The sequence below is a fragment of the Corynebacterium durum genome (genome assembly GCF_030408675.1).
GTDB classification, from domain to species: domain Bacteria; phylum Actinomycetota; class Actinomycetes; order Mycobacteriales; family Mycobacteriaceae; genus Corynebacterium; species Corynebacterium durum.
Map to the genome: position 1 here is coordinate 1,336,810 of NZ_CP047200.1, position 20,478 is coordinate 1,357,287.

Annotated in this window: 19 protein-coding genes; 13 read left to right on the top strand and 6 right to left on the bottom strand. The window is 56.0% G+C overall.

Translation table 11 applies throughout. The features are described 5' to 3' along the window. The first annotated feature begins 143 nt into the window (after positions 1-143). The 7 genes from CDUR_RS06290 to CDUR_RS06320 are packed head-to-tail and all read left to right on the top strand — an operon-like array spanning position 144 to position 6,352. Positions 144-857: a helix-turn-helix transcriptional regulator gene (locus CDUR_RS06290; protein WP_006063334.1), complete on the top strand. Its 714-nt coding sequence runs from the start codon at positions 144-146 to the stop codon at positions 855-857. Then, positions 854-2,287, top strand: coding sequence for a Fe-S cluster assembly protein SufB (gene sufB, locus CDUR_RS06295; RefSeq protein WP_006063335.1), 1,434 nt, complete (start codon positions 854-856; stop codon positions 2,285-2,287). Before CDUR_RS06290 ends, sufB begins: the two co-directional genes overlap by 4 nt. A 4-nt stretch (positions 2,288-2,291) precedes the next feature. Beyond that, positions 2,292-3,461: a Fe-S cluster assembly protein SufD gene (gene sufD / locus CDUR_RS06300; RefSeq protein WP_179417553.1), complete on the top strand. Its 1,170-nt coding sequence runs from the start codon at positions 2,292-2,294 to the stop codon at positions 3,459-3,461. 44 nt (positions 3,462-3,505) lie between these two features. Next, positions 3,506-4,261, top strand: coding sequence for a Fe-S cluster assembly ATPase SufC (gene sufC / locus CDUR_RS06305; RefSeq protein ID WP_179417554.1), 756 nt, complete (start codon positions 3,506-3,508; stop codon positions 4,259-4,261). Then, entirely contained in the window at positions 4,261-5,517 is a 1,257-nt protein-coding gene (locus tag CDUR_RS06310; RefSeq protein ID WP_179419052.1) for a cysteine desulfurase, read from the top strand. Before sufC ends, CDUR_RS06310 begins: the two co-directional genes overlap by 1 nt. Then, positions 5,514-5,960 (top strand): Fe-S cluster assembly sulfur transfer protein SufU, encoded by a 447-nt coding sequence (gene sufU, locus CDUR_RS06315; RefSeq protein ID WP_006063339.1) that lies wholly within the window; start codon positions 5,514-5,516, stop codon positions 5,958-5,960. Before CDUR_RS06310 ends, sufU begins: the two co-directional genes overlap by 4 nt. Continuing rightward, positions 5,957-6,352 carry a metal-sulfur cluster assembly factor gene (locus tag CDUR_RS06320; RefSeq protein ID WP_006063340.1) on the top strand — a complete coding sequence of 132 codons (396 nt, stop codon included), beginning with the start codon at positions 5,957-5,959 and terminating at the stop codon, positions 6,350-6,352. The genes sufU and CDUR_RS06320 overlap by 4 nt, the downstream gene beginning before the upstream one ends. Here CDUR_RS06320 and CDUR_RS06325 read toward each other — a convergent pair. Continuing rightward, positions 6,349-7,374: a lycopene cyclase family protein gene (locus tag CDUR_RS06325; RefSeq protein WP_179417555.1), complete on the bottom strand. Its 1,026-nt coding sequence runs from the start codon at positions 7,372-7,374 to the stop codon at positions 6,349-6,351. The genes CDUR_RS06320 and CDUR_RS06325 overlap by 4 nt on opposite strands. 77 nt (positions 7,375-7,451) lie before the next feature. On the opposite strand from CDUR_RS06325, the gene CDUR_RS06330 reads away from it, so the two are divergent. The 3 genes from CDUR_RS06330 (at position 7,452) to CDUR_RS06340 (ending at position 10,638) form a co-directional block, all read left to right on the top strand. Continuing rightward, positions 7,452-9,083, top strand: coding sequence for an ABC-F family ATP-binding cassette domain-containing protein (locus CDUR_RS06330; protein ID WP_179417556.1), 1,632 nt, complete (start codon positions 7,452-7,454; stop codon positions 9,081-9,083). Between the two features lie 441 nt (positions 9,084-9,524). Continuing rightward, positions 9,525-9,881: a hypothetical protein gene (locus tag CDUR_RS06335; protein ID WP_179417557.1), complete on the top strand. Its 357-nt coding sequence runs from the start codon at positions 9,525-9,527 to the stop codon at positions 9,879-9,881. A gap of 88 nt (positions 9,882-9,969) precedes the next feature. Then, positions 9,970-10,638 (top strand): NAD(P)H-binding protein, encoded by a 669-nt coding sequence (locus CDUR_RS06340; protein WP_179417558.1) that lies wholly within the window; start codon positions 9,970-9,972, stop codon positions 10,636-10,638. On the opposite strand, the gene CDUR_RS06345 is transcribed toward CDUR_RS06340, so the two are convergent. From CDUR_RS06345 to acnA, 4 genes are all read right to left on the bottom strand, one after another. Continuing rightward, on the bottom strand, positions 10,631-11,380 hold the full coding sequence (locus CDUR_RS06345) for a glutamine amidotransferase (RefSeq protein WP_179417559.1): 750 nt from the start codon (positions 11,378-11,380) through the stop codon (positions 10,631-10,633). The two genes, CDUR_RS06340 and CDUR_RS06345, sit on opposite strands and share 8 nt — an antisense overlap. Beyond that, a complete protein-coding gene (locus tag CDUR_RS06350) occupies positions 11,340-12,131 on the bottom strand; it encodes a glutamine amidotransferase (RefSeq protein ID WP_179417560.1) in 792 nt (263 codons plus the stop codon). Before CDUR_RS06350 ends, CDUR_RS06345 begins: the two co-directional genes overlap by 41 nt. A 45-nt stretch (positions 12,132-12,176) precedes the next feature. After that, positions 12,177-12,746: a TetR/AcrR family transcriptional regulator gene (locus CDUR_RS06355; RefSeq protein WP_179417561.1), complete on the bottom strand. Its 570-nt coding sequence runs from the start codon at positions 12,744-12,746 to the stop codon at positions 12,177-12,179. Between the two features lie 106 nt (positions 12,747-12,852). Further along, the gene (acnA, locus tag CDUR_RS06360; protein ID WP_179417562.1) at positions 12,853-15,627 is read right to left on the bottom strand and encodes an aconitate hydratase AcnA; all 2,775 of its coding nucleotides are present in this window, start codon (positions 15,625-15,627) and stop codon (positions 12,853-12,855) included. A gap of 439 nt (positions 15,628-16,066) precedes the next feature. On the opposite strand from acnA, the gene CDUR_RS06365 reads away from it, so the two are divergent. From CDUR_RS06365 to CDUR_RS06375, 3 genes are all read left to right on the top strand, one after another. Continuing rightward, positions 16,067-16,591 (top strand): Rv1476 family membrane protein, encoded by a 525-nt coding sequence (locus tag CDUR_RS06365; protein ID WP_179417563.1) that lies wholly within the window; start codon positions 16,067-16,069, stop codon positions 16,589-16,591. A gap of 325 nt (positions 16,592-16,916) precedes the next feature. After that, positions 16,917-18,623: a DIP1281 family NlpC/P60 protein gene (locus tag CDUR_RS06370; RefSeq protein WP_290208098.1), complete on the top strand. Its 1,707-nt coding sequence runs from the start codon at positions 16,917-16,919 to the stop codon at positions 18,621-18,623. A gap of 62 nt (positions 18,624-18,685) precedes the next feature. After that, complete coding sequence (locus CDUR_RS06375; protein ID WP_179417565.1) at positions 18,686-19,765, top strand: ferrochelatase; 1,080 nt, start codon at positions 18,686-18,688, stop codon at positions 19,763-19,765. Here the strand turns inward: CDUR_RS06375 and CDUR_RS06380 are convergent. Next, positions 19,729-20,469, bottom strand: coding sequence for an Rv1486c family protein (locus CDUR_RS06380; RefSeq protein ID WP_179417566.1), 741 nt, complete (start codon positions 20,467-20,469; stop codon positions 19,729-19,731). The genes CDUR_RS06375 and CDUR_RS06380 overlap by 37 nt on opposite strands. Positions 20,470-20,478 lie beyond the last annotated feature (9 nt).

Below are 20,478 nucleotides of genomic sequence, written 5' to 3' on the forward strand. Positions count from 1 at the left end.
CACGCTCCACGAGTGGGGATTGATGCAGGGGGCTTAGCATTGGCCAGCGAATTAAATTAAAGAACACTAGTGTTGTGTAATATAGGTTGTCGGTTCACGGCATAGGAGCCTTGAGACGACATCTGCGTAAGGAGGTAAAACGCATGGCAGCACAGCCCGAAGCACGGTCTACCGACGGTGAAACTCGGCGACAGATCATGCTCCTCCTGCTCAAGCACAGTCCCCTCAGCGCCTCCGATATTGGTGACCACTTGGGCCTGTCTGCCGCAGGTGTGCGACGACACCTTGACAACCTGGTTGAAGACGAACTGGCGGAAATCATCCCCACACGCCCTCATCCAGGTGGTGGCCGTGGCCGCGGCAGACCAGCGAAATCCTTCCGGCTTACAGATAAAGGTCGTGCCCACTTTGGGCACGACTATGATTCGCTGGCCGCACTCGCCATCACCGCCCTTCGGGACGCTGGTGGCGACGAAGCGGTACGGCAATTTGCGCGCGATCGCATCGCCGCCATCCTTGAGGATGTTGTGCCTGCAGGAAGCACGGAAGAATCCATTGAGGCAACAGCCCGCGCCCTCATGGATGCGTTCAGCGCACATGGATACGCCACGACTGTCCACAATGCAGGTGGTGGTGTGCAAATCTGCCAGCATCATTGCCCAATCTCACACGTTGCTTCCGAATTTCCGGAACTGTGTGAGGCTGAACATGAAGCAATTGCGGAGCTATTGGGACAACATGTGCAGCCGCTCGCCACCATCATTGATGGACACGGCGTCTGCACCACCAACATCCCACCAAAAAATCTCACTTTGACCCCCATTAACCACACTCCTGATGAAAGGAGCGGTACATGACTCAGGCAAACCCTGCCGCACCCCAAACAGATGAAGAAATCATCCAGTCCATTGGTGCCTACAACTACGGCTGGCACGACTCTGATGACGCTGGTGCTTCAGCACGCCGCGGTCTCGACGAAGAAGTCGTCGCCGATATTTCCGCCAAGAAAAACGAGCCGGAATGGATGCTGGAAAACCGCCTCAAAGCGCTGAGCATTTTTGAGAAAAAACCCCTACCAACCTGGGGAGCGGACCTATCAGACATTGATTTCGATAACATCAAGTACTTTGTGCGGTCCACTGAGCAACAAGCAACCACCTGGGAGGACCTGCCCGAGGACATCAAAAACACCTACGACCGCCTCGGCATCCCTGAGGCCGAGAAACAGCGCCTCGTTGCAGGTGTTGCTGCCCAGTATGAATCCGAAGTCGTGTACCACCAGATCCGCCAAGACCTCGAAGAAAAAGGCGTGATCTTCCTTGACACCGACACGGCCCTGCGCGAACACGAAGAGCTGTTCCGCGAGTATTTTGGCACCGTCATTCCCGCCGGCGACAATAAATTCGCCGCCCTTAACACGGCGGTGTGGTCAGGTGGATCGTTCGTTTATGTTCCCAAAGGTGTGCATGTTGACATCCCGCTCCAGGCGTACTTCCGCATCAACACGGAAAACATGGGGCAGTTTGAACGCACCCTCATCATTGTGGATGAAGACGCTTACGTGCACTACGTCGAAGGCTGCACCGCACCTATCTACAAATCCGACTCGCTACATTCCGCGGTCGTCGAGATCATTGTCAAAAAGGGCGGTCGGTGCCGTTACACCACTATCCAAAACTGGTCGAACAACGTCTACAACCTGGTTACCAAACGCACCAAGTGCGAAGAAGGTGCCACCATGGAATGGGTTGATGGAAATATTGGCTCCAAAGTCACCATGAAATACCCTGCCGTATGGATGACTGGTCCCCACGCCAAAGGCGAAGTGCTTTCCGTTGCCTTTGCTGGTGAAGGCCAATTCCAAGACACCGGCGCAAAAATGGTACACATGGCGCCTTACACATCCTCCAATATTGTCTCCAAATCCGTCGCGCGCAGCGGCGGTCGCGCCGCCTACCGTGGACTCGTACAGATCAACAAAGATGCACACCACTCCACCTCCAATGTGGAATGCGATGCCCTCCTTGTTGACAACATCTCCAGGTCAGACACCTACCCTTACAACGACATCCGCAACGACCATGTTTCGCTTGGACACGAAGCAACCGTCTCCCAAGTCTCGGAAGACCAACTGTTCTACCTCATGAGCCGCGGCATTGCAGAAGATGAAGCCATGGCTATGATCGTCCGCGGATTCGTCGAGCCCATTGCCAAAGAGCTCCCCATGGAATACGCCCTTGAGCTGAACCGCCTCATCGAACTGCAAATGGAAGGATCGGTGGGTTAGTCCAATGACAACAGTCAAAAACGCCACGTACCACAACAACAAAGGCGACTTGTTCAGCTCTTTCGACGTCAATGACTTTGACATTCCCAAGGGCCGGGACGAAGTATGGCGGTTTGTCCCACTTCGACGCCTCCGGGGACTTCATGACGGTACTTTTGCTCCCGTCGAGGCACCCGACGTTCGCTTCGATATCCCTGAGACCGCCAACGGGGTCACCACCGAAGCGCTCACTGTTGGTGACCCACGCCTTGGCCGTGCAGGAGCACCCGTTGACCGTGTTTCCGCACAAGCATGGAGCGCCATGAAAGGCGGGCAACTACTCAAGTTTGCTAAAAACACCGTCAACACAGATGCCGTCACCGTCACAGTCACTGGTCGTGGCGATGACGTAACCACCTTTGGTGCTCTTGTCATCGAGGTGGAAGAAGGCGCTGAAGCTGTAGTCAACCTCCACTTTGTCGGCTCTGGTACGCATGCCGACAACCACGAATACCTGATTGGAGACAACGCTCGACTGACAGTTGTCATTCACGAAGACTGGAACGATGATGCCGTGCATCTGGCCAGCGAACGCGCTGTCCTGGGACGCGATTCAGTATTCCGCCACAATGTTGCCTGCTTCGGTGGCGGTGTCGTGCGACTCGTTCCACAGGTGAAATTCACCGCGCCAGGTGGTGATGCTGAACTGTTAGGTGTCTACTTCGCCGACACCGGGCAGTTTTTCGAACAGCGTCTTCTTGTGGACCATGCCGTTCCGAATTGTCGCTCCAATGTCCTGTACAAAGGCGCATTGCAGGGTGATGCTAGTTCCACACTGCCGGAAGCCCGCACCGCCTGGGTTGGCGATGTGTTGATTCGGTCCAACGCGCAAGGCACTGACACGTACGAAACCAACCGCAACCTTGTGCTCACGGATGGTGCCCGCGCCGATGCCGTGCCGAACCTGGAAATTGAGACAGGCGAAATCACCGGTGCAGGGCACGCGGCCACAGTGGGACGCTTTGATGACGAGCAGCTGTTTTATCTGTGCTCACGTGGTATCTCCGCAGAGCAGGCCCGCCGTTTGATTGTGCGTGGATTCTTCTCTGAGGTGATCAACCGTATTCCCATTCCGGCTGTGCGCGAGGAACTTGAACACCGCGTCGCCGCAGAACTTGAAGGCACTCAGCTGTAGCCTGCGTGCCGCATGTCTTACCCATATTCTTCAAAAGGAACACTATGAGCACTCTTGAAATTCGCAACCTTACCGCCCAGGTTCGCCCAACCGATGAGTCTACTGAGCCGAAAGAAATTCTCAAAGGCGTCAACCTGACCATTAACTCGGGTGAAACCCATGCCATCATGGGTCCCAATGGATCTGGCAAGTCAACCCTGTCTTACACGCTGGCAGGCCACCCGAAGTATGAAGTCACCGGCGGTGAAGTCCTGCTTGATGGTGAAAATCTGCTGGACATGGACGTTGATGAGCGCGCTAAAGCAGGTTTATTCCTGGCTATGCAGTACCCGATCGAAGTCCCTGGCGTATCCATGGCAAACTTCCTGCGTACTGCAGCGACTGCCGTCCGAGGCGAAGCCCCGAAGCTGCGCGAGTGGGTGAAGGAAGTCCGTGAAGCCCAGGATGAGTTGGTTATTGATAAGGCTTTTTCCGAGCGTTCTGTCAATGAAGGTTTCTCCGGTGGAGAGAAGAAACGCCACGAAATTCTGCAACTTGGTTTGCTAAAGCCAAAGTTCGCGGTGTTGGACGAGACCGACTCGGGCCTGGACGTTGATGCGTTGCGGGTTGTGTCCGCCGGTATTAATAACTACAAAGAGCGCAACGATGGTGGCGTGCTGATGATTACCCACTACAAGCGCATCTTGAACTATGTGAAGCCTGATTTTGTTCACGTGTTTGCTGACGGCAAGATCGTCACGTCGGGTGGTCCTGAGCTTGCCGACCAGCTGGAAGAGCACGGCTACGATCGTTTCCTGTGATGACCAACGCTAACTTTCTAGACGTTGATGCTGTGCGGGCGCAGTTTCCCATTCTCGCCCGCACAGTCCGCCATGGTAACCCGCTGGTATACCTGGACTCTGGTGCGACATCGCAACGCCCAGAAGTGGTCTGGCGCGCCGAGGAGAATTTTGTCCTGAGCACCAATGCACCTGTGCATCGTGGAGCTTATTCATTGGCCGAGGAAGCTACCGATGCCTACGAAAAGGCACGCGTGACCATCGCTGATTTTGTCGGCGCAGATTCGGACGAACTGGTGTTTACCAAAAATGCAACGGAGGCGCTCAACCTTGTTGCGTTTGTGCTTGGCGACGACCGCGCGGGTGCCCGCCGTGTTCAGGCTGGGGACACCGTCGTGGTTACGGAACTAGAGCACCACGCCAACTTGGTTCCATGGCAGGAATTGTGCCGTAGAACTGGCGCGACGTTGAAATGGTATGGGCTGACTAATGATGGCCGTATTGATCTGGATTCCTTGGAACTTGACGATACGGTTAAGGTTGTGGCGTTTACCCATCAGTCAAATGTGACTGGTGCTGTTGCTGATGTTGCAGAGATTGTGCGCCGAGCACGTAGCGTCAATGCTTTAACAGTGTTGGATGCTTGCCAGTCAGTTCCACACATGCCGGTGAATTTCCACGATTTAGGTGTAGATTTTGCTGCGTTTTCCGGGCACAAGATGTGTGGCCCCAGCGGCGTGGGCGTGCTTTACGCGCGTGATCCGCTGCTGAAAGAGCTTCCGCCGTTTTTGACAGGTGGCTCCATGATCGAAAAAGTGACCATGGAGGGGAGCACGTTTACCGAACCACCACAACGCTTTGAAGCTGGGACCCAAATGACCAGCCAGGTCGTTGGATTGGCGGCTGCAGCAGAGTTCCTTAATGGTGTAGGGATGGAGGCTGTTGCAGCGCATGAGCACGACCTCATTGTGTACGCCTTGGAACAACTGCAAGGCATTGACGGTCTCACCATTATTGGTCCCACCACAGCCGAACAGCGTGGAAGCGCAGTGAGCTTTGTCGTTAATGGTATTCACCCGCATGACCTGGGACAGGTGCTTGACGATTACGGTGTATCTATCCGCGTTGGCCATCATTGTGCGTGGCCCGTGCACCGTGCCGTAGGTGCTCAAGCCACCGCACGTGCATCCTTTTACCTGTACAACACGCGTGAGGAGATTGATGCACTCGTTCATGCGATCACCAAGGCTCAGGAATTTTTCGGAGTTGCGCGATGAAGTTAGAACAGATGTATCAAGAGGTCATTCTGGACCATTACAGGCATCCACAACATCGTGGGCTGCGCGACCCCTTCGATGCTGAAGTGCACCACGTCAATACGTCTTGTGGAGACGAACTGACGCTTCGAGTAAAACTGTCCGCAGACGGGACTGTGGTGGACGACGTGTCCTATGAGGCAGAGGGATGCTCAATCAGCCAGGCATCCACTTCGGTGATGGCCGAGGAAATTGTCGGCCGCCCAGTGGAGGAAGCGATGGACAAGCTTGCCGAATTTGAGCGCATGATTACCTCCCGTGGACAGGTGGACGGCGATGAAGAGATCATTGGAGATGGGGTGGCGTTTTCTGGGGTTTCCCAATACCCGGCGCGCGTGAAATGTGCATTGTTAGGATGGAAAGCTTTTCAGGCTGCAACAGCCGACGCTTTGGAGGATAAATGATTGAAGAACATGACCTGCCTGAGGACCGTAGCGACCAGCTGGAGGATAAAGTCAAGCCGGAGCAGTCCGACAAGGATCTTGCTCTAGCCGCAGATGTTGAAGAATACATGCGCGACGTGATTGACCCGGAACTGGGAATTAACGTTGTGGATCTGGGTTTGGTCTATGACATTTGGATTGAAAACGACACGGAAGCTGTCGTTGAGATGACGCTGACGTCGCCTGCCTGTCCGCTGACAGATGTGCTGGAAGACCAAGCACAGAATGCTGTGGTGATGAACGGTATCGCCTCTAAACTCACGCTGAAGTGGGTATGGATGCCACCGTGGGGTCCCCACATGATTACCGAAGATGGGCGCGAACAACTCCGCGCCCTGGGATTCTCGGTTTAGGCAATCATGCGCAGGCAGCGCCGCTTGAGCGCAGGGCTTGCGGCGCGGAACATTCTTATCATGGCGGCAACGCTTCCACGCCAGCATCCAAGCTGGAGGAAGCGTTGTTGCTGTGCGGAGGAAAGCTGAAAAAGCAGCTCAAGGAAGGTGCACTGTTCCGTTGCGGTAAGGCTCAGTAAGACTGTTTGCGCGCGGCGAAGCAGCCACTGATCGCATCGGAAGCCGATTGAATGCCAGGGGAGAGATCGGTGTGTGGAAAGCGCGTCCAGGGTGGCGTCGACAAGCCTCAAAGCAGTGCCAACACTGTACCCAGTCACTGGGTTAATAAAACCCGCTCGTGCGCCGAAGGGAATGGCGGGACCCCGGTATGGCGCACTACCCAATGAAAACAGGACGTGTTCGATCCGCCCGCAGGCAGTGACACCGCGGGCGCAAAGCCGTGATTCCAGCTCGCCCCAGGCAACAGGTGCTGCAGTGATGAGGATGGTTTCCTCGTGGAGCATTCCGTGTGGGGTGGGGACTGTGTAGAGGAATGTGGGTGGGTAATCCTCACTGATGGGACGCAGGTCCATCCAGGTGGCGTTGGTGGAGGGGGCATCGACAAACGTGCCGAGCGCCTGTTGCACTGGTAGGGACGGGTCGGGGAGAGGGCCGCGGGCGTCGATAACCCAGCGTGCTCGGTAGGTAGTGCCCTGTGTGGTGACGGTGTGGGCGTCGATAATGGTGGCGTCAGCGCAGAGGGTGGGGAAGGTGACAAGTGCCGCTCGCCAAGCTGCTGTATCAATGACGGCGTACCCCTGCCCGAGGTTATGCCTACTCAGTGCGTGTGCGGCGGGGGTGCTTCGGATGACTGGAAGGTGCGCAAGCCACGTGGGAATGTCGCTAACCCAGACGCCCAGCGTCTTATCCCAGCTAGTGGTTGGGTCGATGCCCAGAACGCGCCAGCCGTAGTGTGTGGCTGCACGATACGCGAGGGCTGCACCGGCGGGGCCAAGTCCGACGACGATAAGGTCAACATCCATAGGCGGGCCTCCTTAGCTACCGGGTTGTGCTACAGCATACGCTGCCTGCGAGCATGGTTCGGCTAAACTATCTGATCGTGATTGTGACCAATGATTGTGAAGTCCGCGTGGGTGCCCGTACTCTGCTTCATGCGCCTGGCCAGCATCTGCGGGTACAACCTGGTGACCGTATTGGGCTTGTTGGTCGCAACGGTGCAGGCAAAACCACAACAATGCGGATTTTGGCTGGTGAGTCTGAGCCGTATGGGGGGTCAGTGACGCGGTCTGGTCCGGTGGGGTACCTGCCGCAGGATTCCAGGGAAGGCAATCTGGAGCAATCGGCGCGTGACCGCGTCCTGTCGGCACGGGGTTTGGAGCAGATCATGGCATCCATGGAGCGTCAGCAGGAGGTTATGGAAACCACCACCGATGACCGCAAGCGCGATGCTGCGATCAGGAAGTACTCTCGGTTGGAGGAACAATACCACCAGCTTGGCGGGTACGAGGCATCCTCAGAAGCCGCCCGAATTTGCGACGCCCTGGGGCTGCCCGCACGCATTTTAGACCAGCAACTTTCCACGCTCTCAGGCGGCCAACGACGCCGTGTTGAACTGGCGCGAATCTTATTTTCCGCCTCCGGTGGCTCGGGTAAATCCACCACAACACTGCTTCTTGATGAACCCACCAACCACCTTGACGCCGATTCCATCACCTGGCTGCGCGATTTTCTATCCAAGCACGAGGGGGGTTTGATCATGATTTCCCACGACGTTGAACTTCTTGATGCCGTGTGCAACAAGGTCTGGTTCCTAGATGCCGTGCGCGGTGAAGCCGACGTGTACAACATGGGCTGGGCGCAGTACCAGGACGCTCGAGCGACAGACGAGGCGCGGCGCCGTCGGGAACGCGCCAACGCTGAAAAGAAGGCCAGTGCGTTACGCAAACAAGCGGCGAAGTTGGGGGCAAAGGCCACGAAGGCAGCCGCTGCGAAGCAAATGGTTGCGCGCGCCGACAAGCTCATGGGCGAACTGGAAGAGGTGCGGATTGCTGACCGAGTAGCGCATATTACTTTCCCCGAACCCTCGCCGTGCGGAAAAACCCCGTTGAACGCGACGGGACTGACTAAAATGTATGGTTCTCTGGAGGTATTTGCGGGCGTTGACTTAGCTATTGATCGTGGTTCCCGTGTTGTTGTGTTGGGCTTTAACGGTGCAGGTAAAACCACGTTATTGAAGCTCCTCGCCGGAGTAGAACGCACCGACGGCGAGGGTGGCATTGTGTCTGGGCATGGGCTCAAAATCGGATACTTTGCGCAGGAACACGACACGATTGACCCAGAGGCCTCAGTGTGGGAAAACACTATCCGCGCCTGCCCTGACGCTGGCGAACAGGACCTGCGCGGCCTGCTAGGTGCATTCATGTTCTCCGGAGAGCAGCTGCAGCAGCCTGCTGGCACACTATCCGGTGGTGAGAAAACTCGACTGGCCTTGGCAGCGTTAGTGTCGTCTCGAGCTAATGTCCTGCTTCTTGACGAACCAACCAACAACCTTGATCCCATCTCCCGTGAACAGGTTCTCGACGCCCTGCGTACCTATAAAGGTGCGATTGTCTTGGTCACCCATGACCCTGGTGCAGTGAAGGCGCTGAACCCAGAGCGCGTGATTATATTGCCAGATGGTGTAGAAGACCTGTGGAATGACGATTACATGGAGATTGTCGAGCTTGCGTAGCTTAACACTTGTTAGGAACTCACCCCTGTGACCTAAGCACTATCCTTTTTATCGCGAGGGATAAGTCATATAAGTACCCCTTTTGTGGTGTGCCTATCTAATTAAATTCAAAGTAGGAGATTGTTTACCTTACGAAATGGTAAAGGTGCTTTTATGTGTAGCACTACACTTTAACATTCCATTTCACGATGTAACTATATTGTGTGCTTCCTTTATAGTACTTTTGCTAATAAATGTCCGAGGGTAAAAGTAGCTATTATTCGACCTCATTTTTTTCATAAAAACGCTTGATGCTTTGTTCAAAACAGGTCACAATAAAAGAGCATCTACAGCAACATAAAGAAAACTGCGGCGCCGGTAAAGGATCGGGATTGTAGCACTATGTGGGGCTATAGGCCGGGGTTTTCGCTACCGACCATATTGGGGAGAAAGGATCTAAAGATGCCTAAGAAAATGCTTTATAAGGCCGCAGTGGTGGGTGCATCGGTTGCCGCAGCGACTGCACTCATGACGCCAGCTGTCTCTGCACAAACAAAGTTCCCTGTCGATCTCGGCGGAATCGTCACTGTGAATTACCGCGACGACCACAACCAGTTCTGTGTAACCACGCAGAACGGCGGCTCAGCAAAAGTCCACCTCTCACCACGTGTTCCAGGACAAGGACCGGTCAAGGAATTCGTTGTTGAACCATACTCCACCGGCTGCGCCTTCTTAGGTGAGGCCCGTGAGAACACCGAATACAGGTGGCATGTCGACGGCTACTACTGGGCTGACGGCAGCGGCACGTTCCTCACCTAACATCCTCGCCGCTGTCTCATACGCGGGTTCATACTGCTCCTTGTTAAGAAGTGAGCGCGAACCCGCGTTTTCTGTCATAGTGGGGGCTATGTCAGAACACAAGAAGGCAATAATCATCGGTGGTCATGGGCATGTGGCGCTTTTTCTCGCCCCGCTCTTGGTAAACCACGGCTTTGACGTGACCTCGGTGGTACGCAACCCAGACCATGTCGCAGAGGTTGAACAAACAGGGGCAACAGCTAAGGTCGCCGACATCGCAGTCTTGGATGCTGTTGCTTGGGACGAACTTCTTGCTGACACTGATGTGGTGGTCTGGTCCGCTGGCGCTGGCGGTAAGGGTGGGCCGGATGCTACGTATGCCATTGACCGCGATGCGGCTATAGCGTCTATCAACGCCGCGACACGCGCGAGCACCCCACCGCGCTACATCATGGTGAGCTTTGTGGGATCATTGACTGATTTCTTTGAACAAAAACACCCGCTGTACCACTACGCGCTGGCCAAGCGCGTAGCTGATGAGGCGCTACTTGATTCACCCCTGGAGAGCATCATCCTCGGGCCAACAACCCTCAACCACAACGCCGCAGGTGGAGTGAAGGTCTTTGACAGCACCAAGTCTTCTGGCGGTACGACTTCCCGTGAGTTAGTCGCCCAGGTCGCAGCAGCTGCTGCGACTGCCAAGCACGTGCCGCAGGGCGATGCCCGCGTACTGGAGTTTTGCGACGGCGACACCCCAGTCGCCGACCTGTTTAGCTAGCGCGCTGATACCGTGACCGGAAATTTTGGAGCAACAGATTATCCACTGTGAGGTCGGCGCGAAAAGCCTCGTCGGCGATGCGGTGGTACTCGCTGGGATCGTAATAGCCGTTGTCGCGATAAATACGTAGGCGCTGGGCAAATGTCTCCGGTTCTAGCTCTGGATGAAATTGCGTAACGTAGACATTGTTGTTGAGGCGGTACATCTGAATCGGACATGCCTGGCCACGCACCAGATGCACGGCACCATCGGGTACCGCATCGGCAGCCTCGACATGGCCAACCAGGGTGGAAAAGGAGTCAGGCATCCCCGCGAACAGTGGATCATCCTTTGCTTCGTCGGTAACGAAGACCGTGATACATGAGGGGGTTTCGTTATAGGTGCGGCTCAGCGGTGCATCAAGTGCTAACGCGACCAAACCAATGCCATAACACGTGGCAAACAGCGGAAAATCCTGGTCAATGATTCTGCGAATAAGCGCAATGAGCTCGGACTCCACGCGGCGTTGATTATCGGACTTATCCTCATCACTGGCGTTAAATGGGCCGCCCCCAAGAATCACTCCAGAATAGTCAGAAAAATCAATGTCAGGCAGTGATGTTTCGTTGACCCGGATCTGCACGAGCTCCTCGGGGGAGAGGTCCATAATAGTGCGGAAAGAGTGATATTCCGCAGTAACCGCCTCACGTTCTGGACGGGTGCTAAGGAGCAGGAATGGCAGCTGGGGTTGGGGTGTTGGCATGGTCAGGCGAGTCCGTCCTAGGTGATGTGATGCGGCCAAGCTCCTCGCAGTGGGCCACAAAGTTACGCAGTATCTGATGTGAGTAGCGGGTATCTACTGTTTTTATGCTGGCGACGATACTATCAAAATCCTCGGGGGAGAAGTAGCCATAGTCAAAATAAAAACGCATACGAGTTTCCAGCGCAGCCGCGTCCATTTCAGCATGAAACTGGGATGCCCATGTCGTGTCGTTGGCGCGATACAGCTGGATCGGGCAGTTGGGCCCGGTAGCAAGAAGCGTTGCTGACGATGGTAACGCCACAACGTTTTCCGTGTGACCAGTGAGTACTTCAAAGCGAGTGGGCAGGGATGCCATAAGTGGGTCAGCTATGGCCTCAGGGGTCAGTTCGACGATGGAGGCACTGGACTCTTCCGGGTGAGTGCGCCCAACCTTTCCACCTTTGAGATGTGCGACCAGGCTGGCACCGAAGCAGATGAACATTACGGGGATCGGGGCGTCGATGAGCGTGGCCAATTGTGCGTGAACGTGCTGTTGCTCGGTGGAGTAGTGTGCTGTGGTGACATTGAATGGGCTACCGCCCACAATGACCCCATCGAAGCCGGAAAGTGGTCCGATGGAGGCGGTTTCCGAATCCAGCATGCGGTGAGTAAGTTCCTGTGGTGTGAGGCCGGTTGCGTGAAGAAAATCCTGGTATTCGGCCGCAGCAACGTCCGCACCGTGTCGTGGAGACACCAAGAGAAGAGAAACCATACCGAGCAGTCTAGTCGGTATGGTATCAGCACTAGAAAATCGCAGCTAGCGGCGATTACTGCGGACCGAATCTTCCACAACATCCAGCACTTGAGTCAAGTTTTCCGTCGAGGCTCCTGAGGCCATGCGAGAGATGAAACCATCCATGACGGTTTCAAGGAACGTGTGTAAAACCTCAACGGGGACATCAGTGCGCATGCGGCCTGCATTAGCGTTGGATTGCAGGCGGCGGTGCACGGCATCGTCAAGAATGGCTTGATGTTCCTGCCAGCGGGCCTGGAAGACAGGATCGGTGCGCCGTAGTCGGGTGATTTCCAACCGGGTCAGCAACCAATCGTAGCGTTCCGGGTGGGCGAGCATGTCGCGCATCACTTCCACCAATCCTTCCCGAGCAACAACATCAGCCATGCGGCGGGAATCCTCGCGGGCTAGCGCGAGGAAAAGGTTTTCCTTATCGGCAAAATGATGGAAGATTGCGCCACGAGACTTGCCTGTGGCTTCCTCTAGGCGACGCACCGTCGCCCCCTCGTAACCATGCTCGGCAAAGCACCTACGCGCACCTTCAAGGATGTCTTTGCGGCGCTGCGTCAAGTCTGAACTGCTGACCTTAGGCACAACACGGTCCTCCTCTGGTGATGGTGCACAAAAACTGTGGGGGCTGAGGTAGCCAGCCCCCACGGGGATGCTTCGGCGGGGCTATGCCCAACTGGTTAAGCCGAGTTTAGCTTTTCGCCATGTTTCGAAGCACGAACTGCAAAATACCACCATTGCGGTAGTATTCGGCCTCGCCAGGCGTGTCGATGCGAACCACCGCATCGAACTCCACAACAGAACCGTTGTCCTTGGTGGCAGTGACTTTCACGGTCTTGGGGGTGACGCCGTTGTTGAGTTCTTCGATGCCTTCAATATCAAAGACCTCCGTGCCGTCCAGCCCCAGTGACTCGTGAGATTCACCGGCGGGGAACTGCAACGGGATAACGCCCATTCCGATCAGGTTGGAGCGGTGAATGCGCTCGAAGGATTCGGTGATCACCGCTTTGACACCCAGCAAGTTTGTGCCCTTGGCGGCCCAGTCGCGGGACGAACCCGTGCCGTATTCCTTGCCGCCGAGGACAACCAGTGGGATGCCGGCTTTTTTGTAGTTCTCGCAGGCATCGAAAATGAAGGATTGCGGCCCGCCGTCCTGGGTGAAGTCGCGCGTGTAGCCACCGGCGACATCCACCAGCTGGTTTTGAAGGCGAATGTTGGCAAAAGTACCACGCATCATTACTTCGTGGTTGCCACGACGGGATCCCAGGGAGTTGTAGTCGTTGCGGGCAACGCCGTTCTCATCCAGGTATTGCGCCGCAGGGGTACCGGGTTTGATGGAGGAGGCGGGGGAGATGTGGTCTGTGGTCACCGAGTCGCCCAATTTGGCCAGTACACGGGCACCCTTGATGTCCGTGACCGGTTCTGGTTCCATGGTCATGCCATCAAAGTACGGTGCCTTACGGATGTAGGTGGATTTCTCATCCCAATCGAAGGTTTTGCCCTCTGGGGTAGGCAGGTTCTGCCAAGTTTCATCACCCAAGAACACATCGGCGTAGTCTGCTTCGTAGAGTTCACGGGAAATTGCGGACTCGATGGTCGCCTCAATTTCCTCGGTGGATGGCCAAATGTCGGTCAGGAAGACGTCGTTTCCGTCCTGATCCTGGCCCAAAGGCTGGGTAGCAAAATCAAAGTCCATGGTGCCCGCAATGGCGTAGGCAATGACCATAATCGGGGAGGCCAAGTAGTTCATCTTCACATCGGGGGAGATGCGGCCCTCAAAGTTGCGGTTGCCTGACAGTACAGCCGTGGCGGTGAGGTCATACTCGTTGATGGCCTGGGAGACTTCCTCGGGGAGCGGACCAGAGTTACCAATACAGGTGGTGCATCCGAAGCCTGCGAGGTAGAAGCCCAAAGCCTCCAGATCCTTCCACAGGTCAGCGCGCTTGTAGTAGCCATCCACAACCTGGGAACCAGGGGCGCAAATGGTCTTGACCCACGGCTTTGCCTTCAGTCCTTTTTCGTTGGCCTTGCGTGCGATCAAGCCGGCACCAATCATCACCGAGGGGTTGGAGGTGTTGGTACATGAGGTGATGGAGGCGATGGCCACCATGCCGTGATCCAGCGTGTACTCGCCGCCGCGCGGGGAGTGAACAACCACCGGGCGGGAGGCACGGCCGTCGGCACCCTCTGCTGCGGATTCGCCGTGGCCTGCGCGGGAGGAATTGTAGTTAGGTTCGCCAGCCGGGCCCAGGTCTACCGGCTCAAATGTGCCGTCTTCGCCCAGGTAGTTCGGCAGGTCAGTGCGGAACTGCTGCTTGGCCTCCGAGAGCAAAATACGATCCTGGGGACGCTTCGGACCGGCGATGGAGGGTACCACCGTGGAAAGGTCCAGCTCAAGGTACTCGGAGTACGTCGCCTCAGGGGTGTTCTCATCCAGCCACATGCCCTGAGCCTTGGCGTAAGCTTCAACCAATGCAATCTGCTCTTCAGATCGACCGGTCAGGCGCATGTACTTGGTGGTCTGCTCGTCGATGGGGAACATGGCACACGTCGAGCCGAACTCAGGAGACATGTTGCCAATGGTGGCGCGGTTGGCCAGCGGCACAGCCTTCACACCAGAGCCATAGAATTCTACAAACTTCTGGACCACGCCGTGCTCGCGCAGCATTTCCGTAATGGTCAACACCACATCGGTGGCAGTAACGCCGGCTGGGATTTCACCAGTCAGTTTGAAGCCAACAACGCGGGGGATCAGCATGGACACCGGCTGACCCAGCATAGCGGCCTCTGCCTCAATGCCACCCACGCCCCAGCCGAGAATACCCAGACCGTTTTCCATGGTGGTGTGGGAGTCGGTACCAATGCACGTATCCGGGTAGGCGAGGCCATTATTGTCAAACACCACGCGGGCGAGGTTTTCAATATTCACTTGGTGCACAATGCCGGTTCCGGGCGGCACTACGCGGAAGTTGGAAAACGCCTTGGATCCCCACCGCAGGAACTGATAACGCTCTTCATTGCGTTCGTATTCAATGTCGACGTTGGTGGACAAAGCGTCAGAGTTGCCGAAAGCCTCAATGATCACCGAGTGGTCAATCACCATCTCTGCGGGGTTCAGCGGGTTCACCTTGTCGGGGTCACCGCCAAGAGTTTTCACCGCTTCACGCATGGTGGCAAGGTCAACCACACAAGGGACACCAGTAAAGTCCTGCATCAACACCCGGGCCGGGGTGAACTGGATCTCAATGCTTGGTTCTGCAGTGGGATCCCAGTTGGCAATAGCCTCAATATGCTCTGTGGTGATGTTCGCGCCGTCCTCGGTGCGCAGAAGATTCTCCCCGAGAACCTTCAACGAATAGGGCAGCTTCTCCATACCAGGCACAGCGCTCAGCGCGAAGTACTCATAAGACTTCTCGCCAACTTCCAGTGTGCTTTTGGCGTTGAAGGAGTTTTTGCTATCGGTCACAGTTAGCTCCACTTCCTTAAAAAAAACTAGGGTGAGTCACACACCAGCAAATCCTTGATGTGGCTGGAATCGGTGCGTGATCAGTGCGTAAACGGACACCCGCGAAGGGCATCATGGTGATTCCGCCTGAAGGAAACCCCAGGATGAATCCTCATGATCGTTTGCCATTATCTTAACAGTACAAGCGTTCTGTTGCGGAATTTTGCGGCTTACGCCCTTAAAAATACCCCCGATTAAGGGAAAGATGACCCCCATCAACAGCAGCAATCGTCAATCTTGCACCTCCGGCACCCACGCGCGCCAAGGCGTAACACGACACCGTGTCCCTCAATCGCCACGCTCACCCGGACCCCACTAAAATAGAACCGCCATGCGTCATGTGGCACATGGTGCCGCATGACGACGCCTCTACCCGAATGCATCCCCGGAAGGTTCCAGGTTGATCCCCGAACAATACAACATCGACGAACTCGCCGCCCAACTCAACGACGACTCCGTTGTGCTCGGGGCGTATGGACGAGAACATCCAGGAGCGGAACAGGATATCGCCACCATCCTGGCCAACGCGGAAAACCAAGGTCGGGGTTCTTTTGGCTTCGTTGCACTCGATGAAACTCCAGCTCAGACCGCCGACCTCAGGGACATTGCCCAAGAGCTGCTCGACACCACCAATATCAACACCATCATTGTGCGGGCGCCGGGAAGTGGGGCGATTGTAAGCGATCAGTACTCTCGTAAGACCGTTGAATTGGCGCAATGGGATCTGTTGGGGAATCCAGACTATGTCAGTGCCGTGGACAACTATGTGGCCAGTGTGAGTAGCGATTCCACCCCATGGGGGCTGGTCACTGTCGGCCTATGTCTGGTGATCGTTGCAGCAGTCGTGTGCACGTTTTTGAGCTTGACGTTGCGTGTACATACATCTGAAAAATCTGCACGTCTAAAGGGGCCCTTGGCTATGTGACAGACTTCATAGTCTGTGATTTTTTTGTTAACCGCGCAGGCCAGCACCATATCTACCATCCTCTGGATGGCATGGTGTTGGCCTTTACTTGTGTGACCAATGAGATTGAAGTGTTGTTTGTTGTGAAAGTGGACTATTGTTAAGAATGTCGGCTCACGGGGTTGGTTTGTGACGTCGATAACCACGCTAAACCGCACATCATGGTGTGCAGCGGGCACGTGGGGAAGCATGCCACGCACCACCAGACGTGAGGCAGCTGCTTATTCGACGCAGACAATCAACCTCGTGGGCGGGCTTTTATTTGGTTCACATAAAAGGAGTTTTCGTGGCACGCACGCGATTCACTCGGCGGCTGATTGCCATTGCACTGAGCAGCACAATACTGACCGCGACAATCGCATCACCTGAGGCAGGGTTGGCGCAGCCCGTCAATCCAGATGATTCGGAAATCGCCACGGCGGAAAGCAATGTGAACACAAACTCACGCAACGTCGCACAGTTGGCCAATACACTCAGCAACACCCAGAACGACATCAGTCGCCTGGAAAACGAAATGGGCGGATTGCGGGAAGCGGTCAACAAAGCCCTTGTTGACCTCCATGATGCTCAAGCATCCGCAGAGCAAGCCCGCCAAGCTGCCCGCGCCGCCCGCCAGGAACTCGACGATGTACAAAACCAGATGACCCAGGCGCAGCAGCGGCTCGACGAGTTTTCACGCTCTGCCTACCGCAAGGGTGCCTCCAATCCGGGCGTGTCAGGGGTCGCGGGGACCAAACACTCTAACGATGCCCTTGACCGACAAACCTACCTACGCACCAACATTGCCAAGCAACGCGCCATCATCGACCACCTCGATCACCTGCGCACTGACAAAGCCAACAAAGAATCACAGCTGCGAGAAGCCAGCAAGCTGGCAGAACAACGCGAGGCGCAAGCTGCTCAGGCCAAAGAAGCGGCACAGAATGCCATTAATGAAAATTCCCGCCTGATTGAGCAGCGCACCGCGTCTCTGAAGAACCTAATGGCGCAGCGCGATGACGCGCAGAAGAAGCTTGATGCCGCCAAGTCCACGTCCGACACGTTGAATAATCAGCGCAAGGAATATCAGGATTATCAGAAAGCCAAGGAAGAGCGGGAGCGTGCCGAAGCTGAGGCTGCAGCTGCGGAGAAAGCTCGCCACGATGCCGAACAAACCCAGGCTGATGCCCAGGCCCGTGCGGACGCCGAGGCGGACGCTGCAGCAACAGCAAACGACGCACATAAATCAGATGCTGAAGAGCGGGCGCGTACCGCCGCTGATGAGGCCGAACGTGCGCGCACTAATACACAAGAAAAGACAACCCAAGCTCAGCAAGCGCAACAGCACCACGATGCTGCAACGGCCGCCGCGGCTGATGCGGCAGCCAAGATTGCCGAGCTATCACCGGATCACACCAATCTGGACAGCCCGTACCCCACGGACTTGGATGCTGACGCTGCCACCATCGCAGCCTTGCAAGGCCCTCAACAGGACAACCAACAGGATGATGCGGCCACCGGTAGTAGCAGCTCCTCGCTGAGCACTCTCGACACCGTTACCAGCGATGCGTCTGCGAGCGTCAGCGGATCAAAGGAAGAGAAAATCGAGGCCGTCATTGCACGCGCACAGTCCCAGGTGGGGCTGCCATACGCTTGGGGCGGAGGTAACGCCAGTGGCCCGACTCAGGGTATCCGCGACGGCGGCGTTGCCGATTCCTTCGGCGATTACAATAAGGTCGGCTTCGACTGTTCTGGGCTAGTGCTGTATGCCTTCGCCGGTGTCGGCATTGCATTGCCACATTACACGGGTTATCAGTATGAACGTGGCACTAAAATCTCACCGAATGAGATACAGCGCGGTGACCTGATTTTCTACGGCCCCAATGCCGAGGACCACGTGGCCATTTATCTTGGTGACGGCCAGATGCTCGAAGCCCCACAGTCTGGCTCTCAGGTGCAGGTTTCTCCTGTGCGGTGGACCGGTATGAGCCCGTATGCAGTGCGTTTGATCTAACTAACCCAACACCGCCGTGCGTGGTTCTCACTTGAAGGTCGGTGTTGGGTATTGTGTTCCCTATGCCTCCAACTTTTGATGCATTGTTATTTTTATCTTTTGGTGGTCCCGAGGGTCATGAGGATGTGCGTCCATTTTTAGAAAACGTCACACGCGGGCGAGGAGTGCCCCCAGAACGTTTGGATGAAGTTGAAGTGCATTACCACCATTTTGGTGGAGTCAGTCCTCTGAACGAACTGAATCGCGAGATCATCGCCAACGTTCAAGCAGAGTTGAAAGCCCAAGGGCTTGATCTGCCAATGTACTTTGGCAACAGAAACTGGCACCCCCTCGCTGCAGATACCGCTGTCGAGATGGAAAAGGCAGGGGTGCGCCGCGCACTAGTGTTCGCCACCTCGGCGTGGGCAGGGTACTCAGGCTGCAGGCAGTACGACGAAGACATTGATGCCATGCGTCAGCATCTCAAGAATCAGGGGTTGAATGACATTGAGTTCACCAAGCTCCGTCAGTTCTATGACCACCCGCTCTATATCGAAGCAATGACGGAGGCCGTCCAAGAGGCTTTCGCCGATCTGCCAGACGACTTGTGCGACAACGCTAGGCTTATTTTCACCGCCCACTCCATTCCCATGTCTGCAGATCACACCTCGGGTATTGACGCCGACGGCGCACTGTACTCACGCCAGGTTCAGGAATCCGCAGCTCTGGTGGCTCAGCAGCTGGGAATCACAGAGTTCGATGTGGTCTGGCAATCCCGGTCCGGCCCCGAGCACGTGCCGTGGTTGGAACCGGACATCGTGGACCACGTCGCTGATCTTCACTCCTCTGGTTATCCAGCGGCCATCGTGTGTCCCATAGGGTTCATCTCTGACCACATTGAAGTGGTGTGGGATTTGGATTCGGAGCTTGCAGAGGAGGCGGAACAACTGGGCATGTACATTGAACGCACCCGAACCGCCGGACCAACTCCGCATTTCGCATCCATGGTGGTGGAGCTGGTCAAGGAACTTATCGACGCCGCCCCTCCACGCCGCCTCGGTACAGCACCGCTGAAAGGGTGCTCCGTTAACGGAGCACCCTGTGACACGCAGTGCTGTACTCCACCTCAGCGCTTGAGACGACCCCACTCGGCCACCGCGTAGTTTACAGCCGCGATGCGGGCGTGCCTGATCGGTCGGGTTAACGCCAATAACTCAGCATCAAGGCTGTGATCACCGCTGTAGCTGATCACAGCCTCAATGATGGCACTGATGTGGTCGGCTCGGGTAAGTAATTTTAGTGTTCGCTGTGGTGTGGCATCAGGCAAACCTGAAAGATCATAGGTGTCGCCCACCATGCCAACGATGAGTCGCGGATTAGCGAGAGTATCGCTGCGGTAGCCGCGGGCGTCGATAAGCGTGGCGGCACGGCGGATAGCCTCGCTGAGCTCTAGGTCTGCCTCACCCGGAGTGGGAATATGGGGGCTTGGCAGAGCATCAGTGAGATGAAACCAACGGGGATTATCCAGCGGTGGAGTAATCACGACCTGCTCATTGGGGACGGGTGAAGCAAACACCAATGCTCCGCTGTGCTGGGCAGCCAGCGCGGCGTCGCTACCTGCGGGAAGGTGTGGCGCATCACCCGGACCCGGGAACTCCAGCCGCACAATGGGTTCGCCAGTGGGATTGTCGTCCAGCAGGGGAGAGGCATGACGGCGAAGCGCAGTAAACATATCCAAGGACGGGGCCCCACCGAGATCAATAAGGGCTGTTTCGGTGTCATCGTAGGATTCCAGCCCATACAGCCACGCGGCTATCCAAATGGCAGCGTTGTGCAAAGGCGTGTACACGTGTGATCGGAAATTCATGGCCGCGCC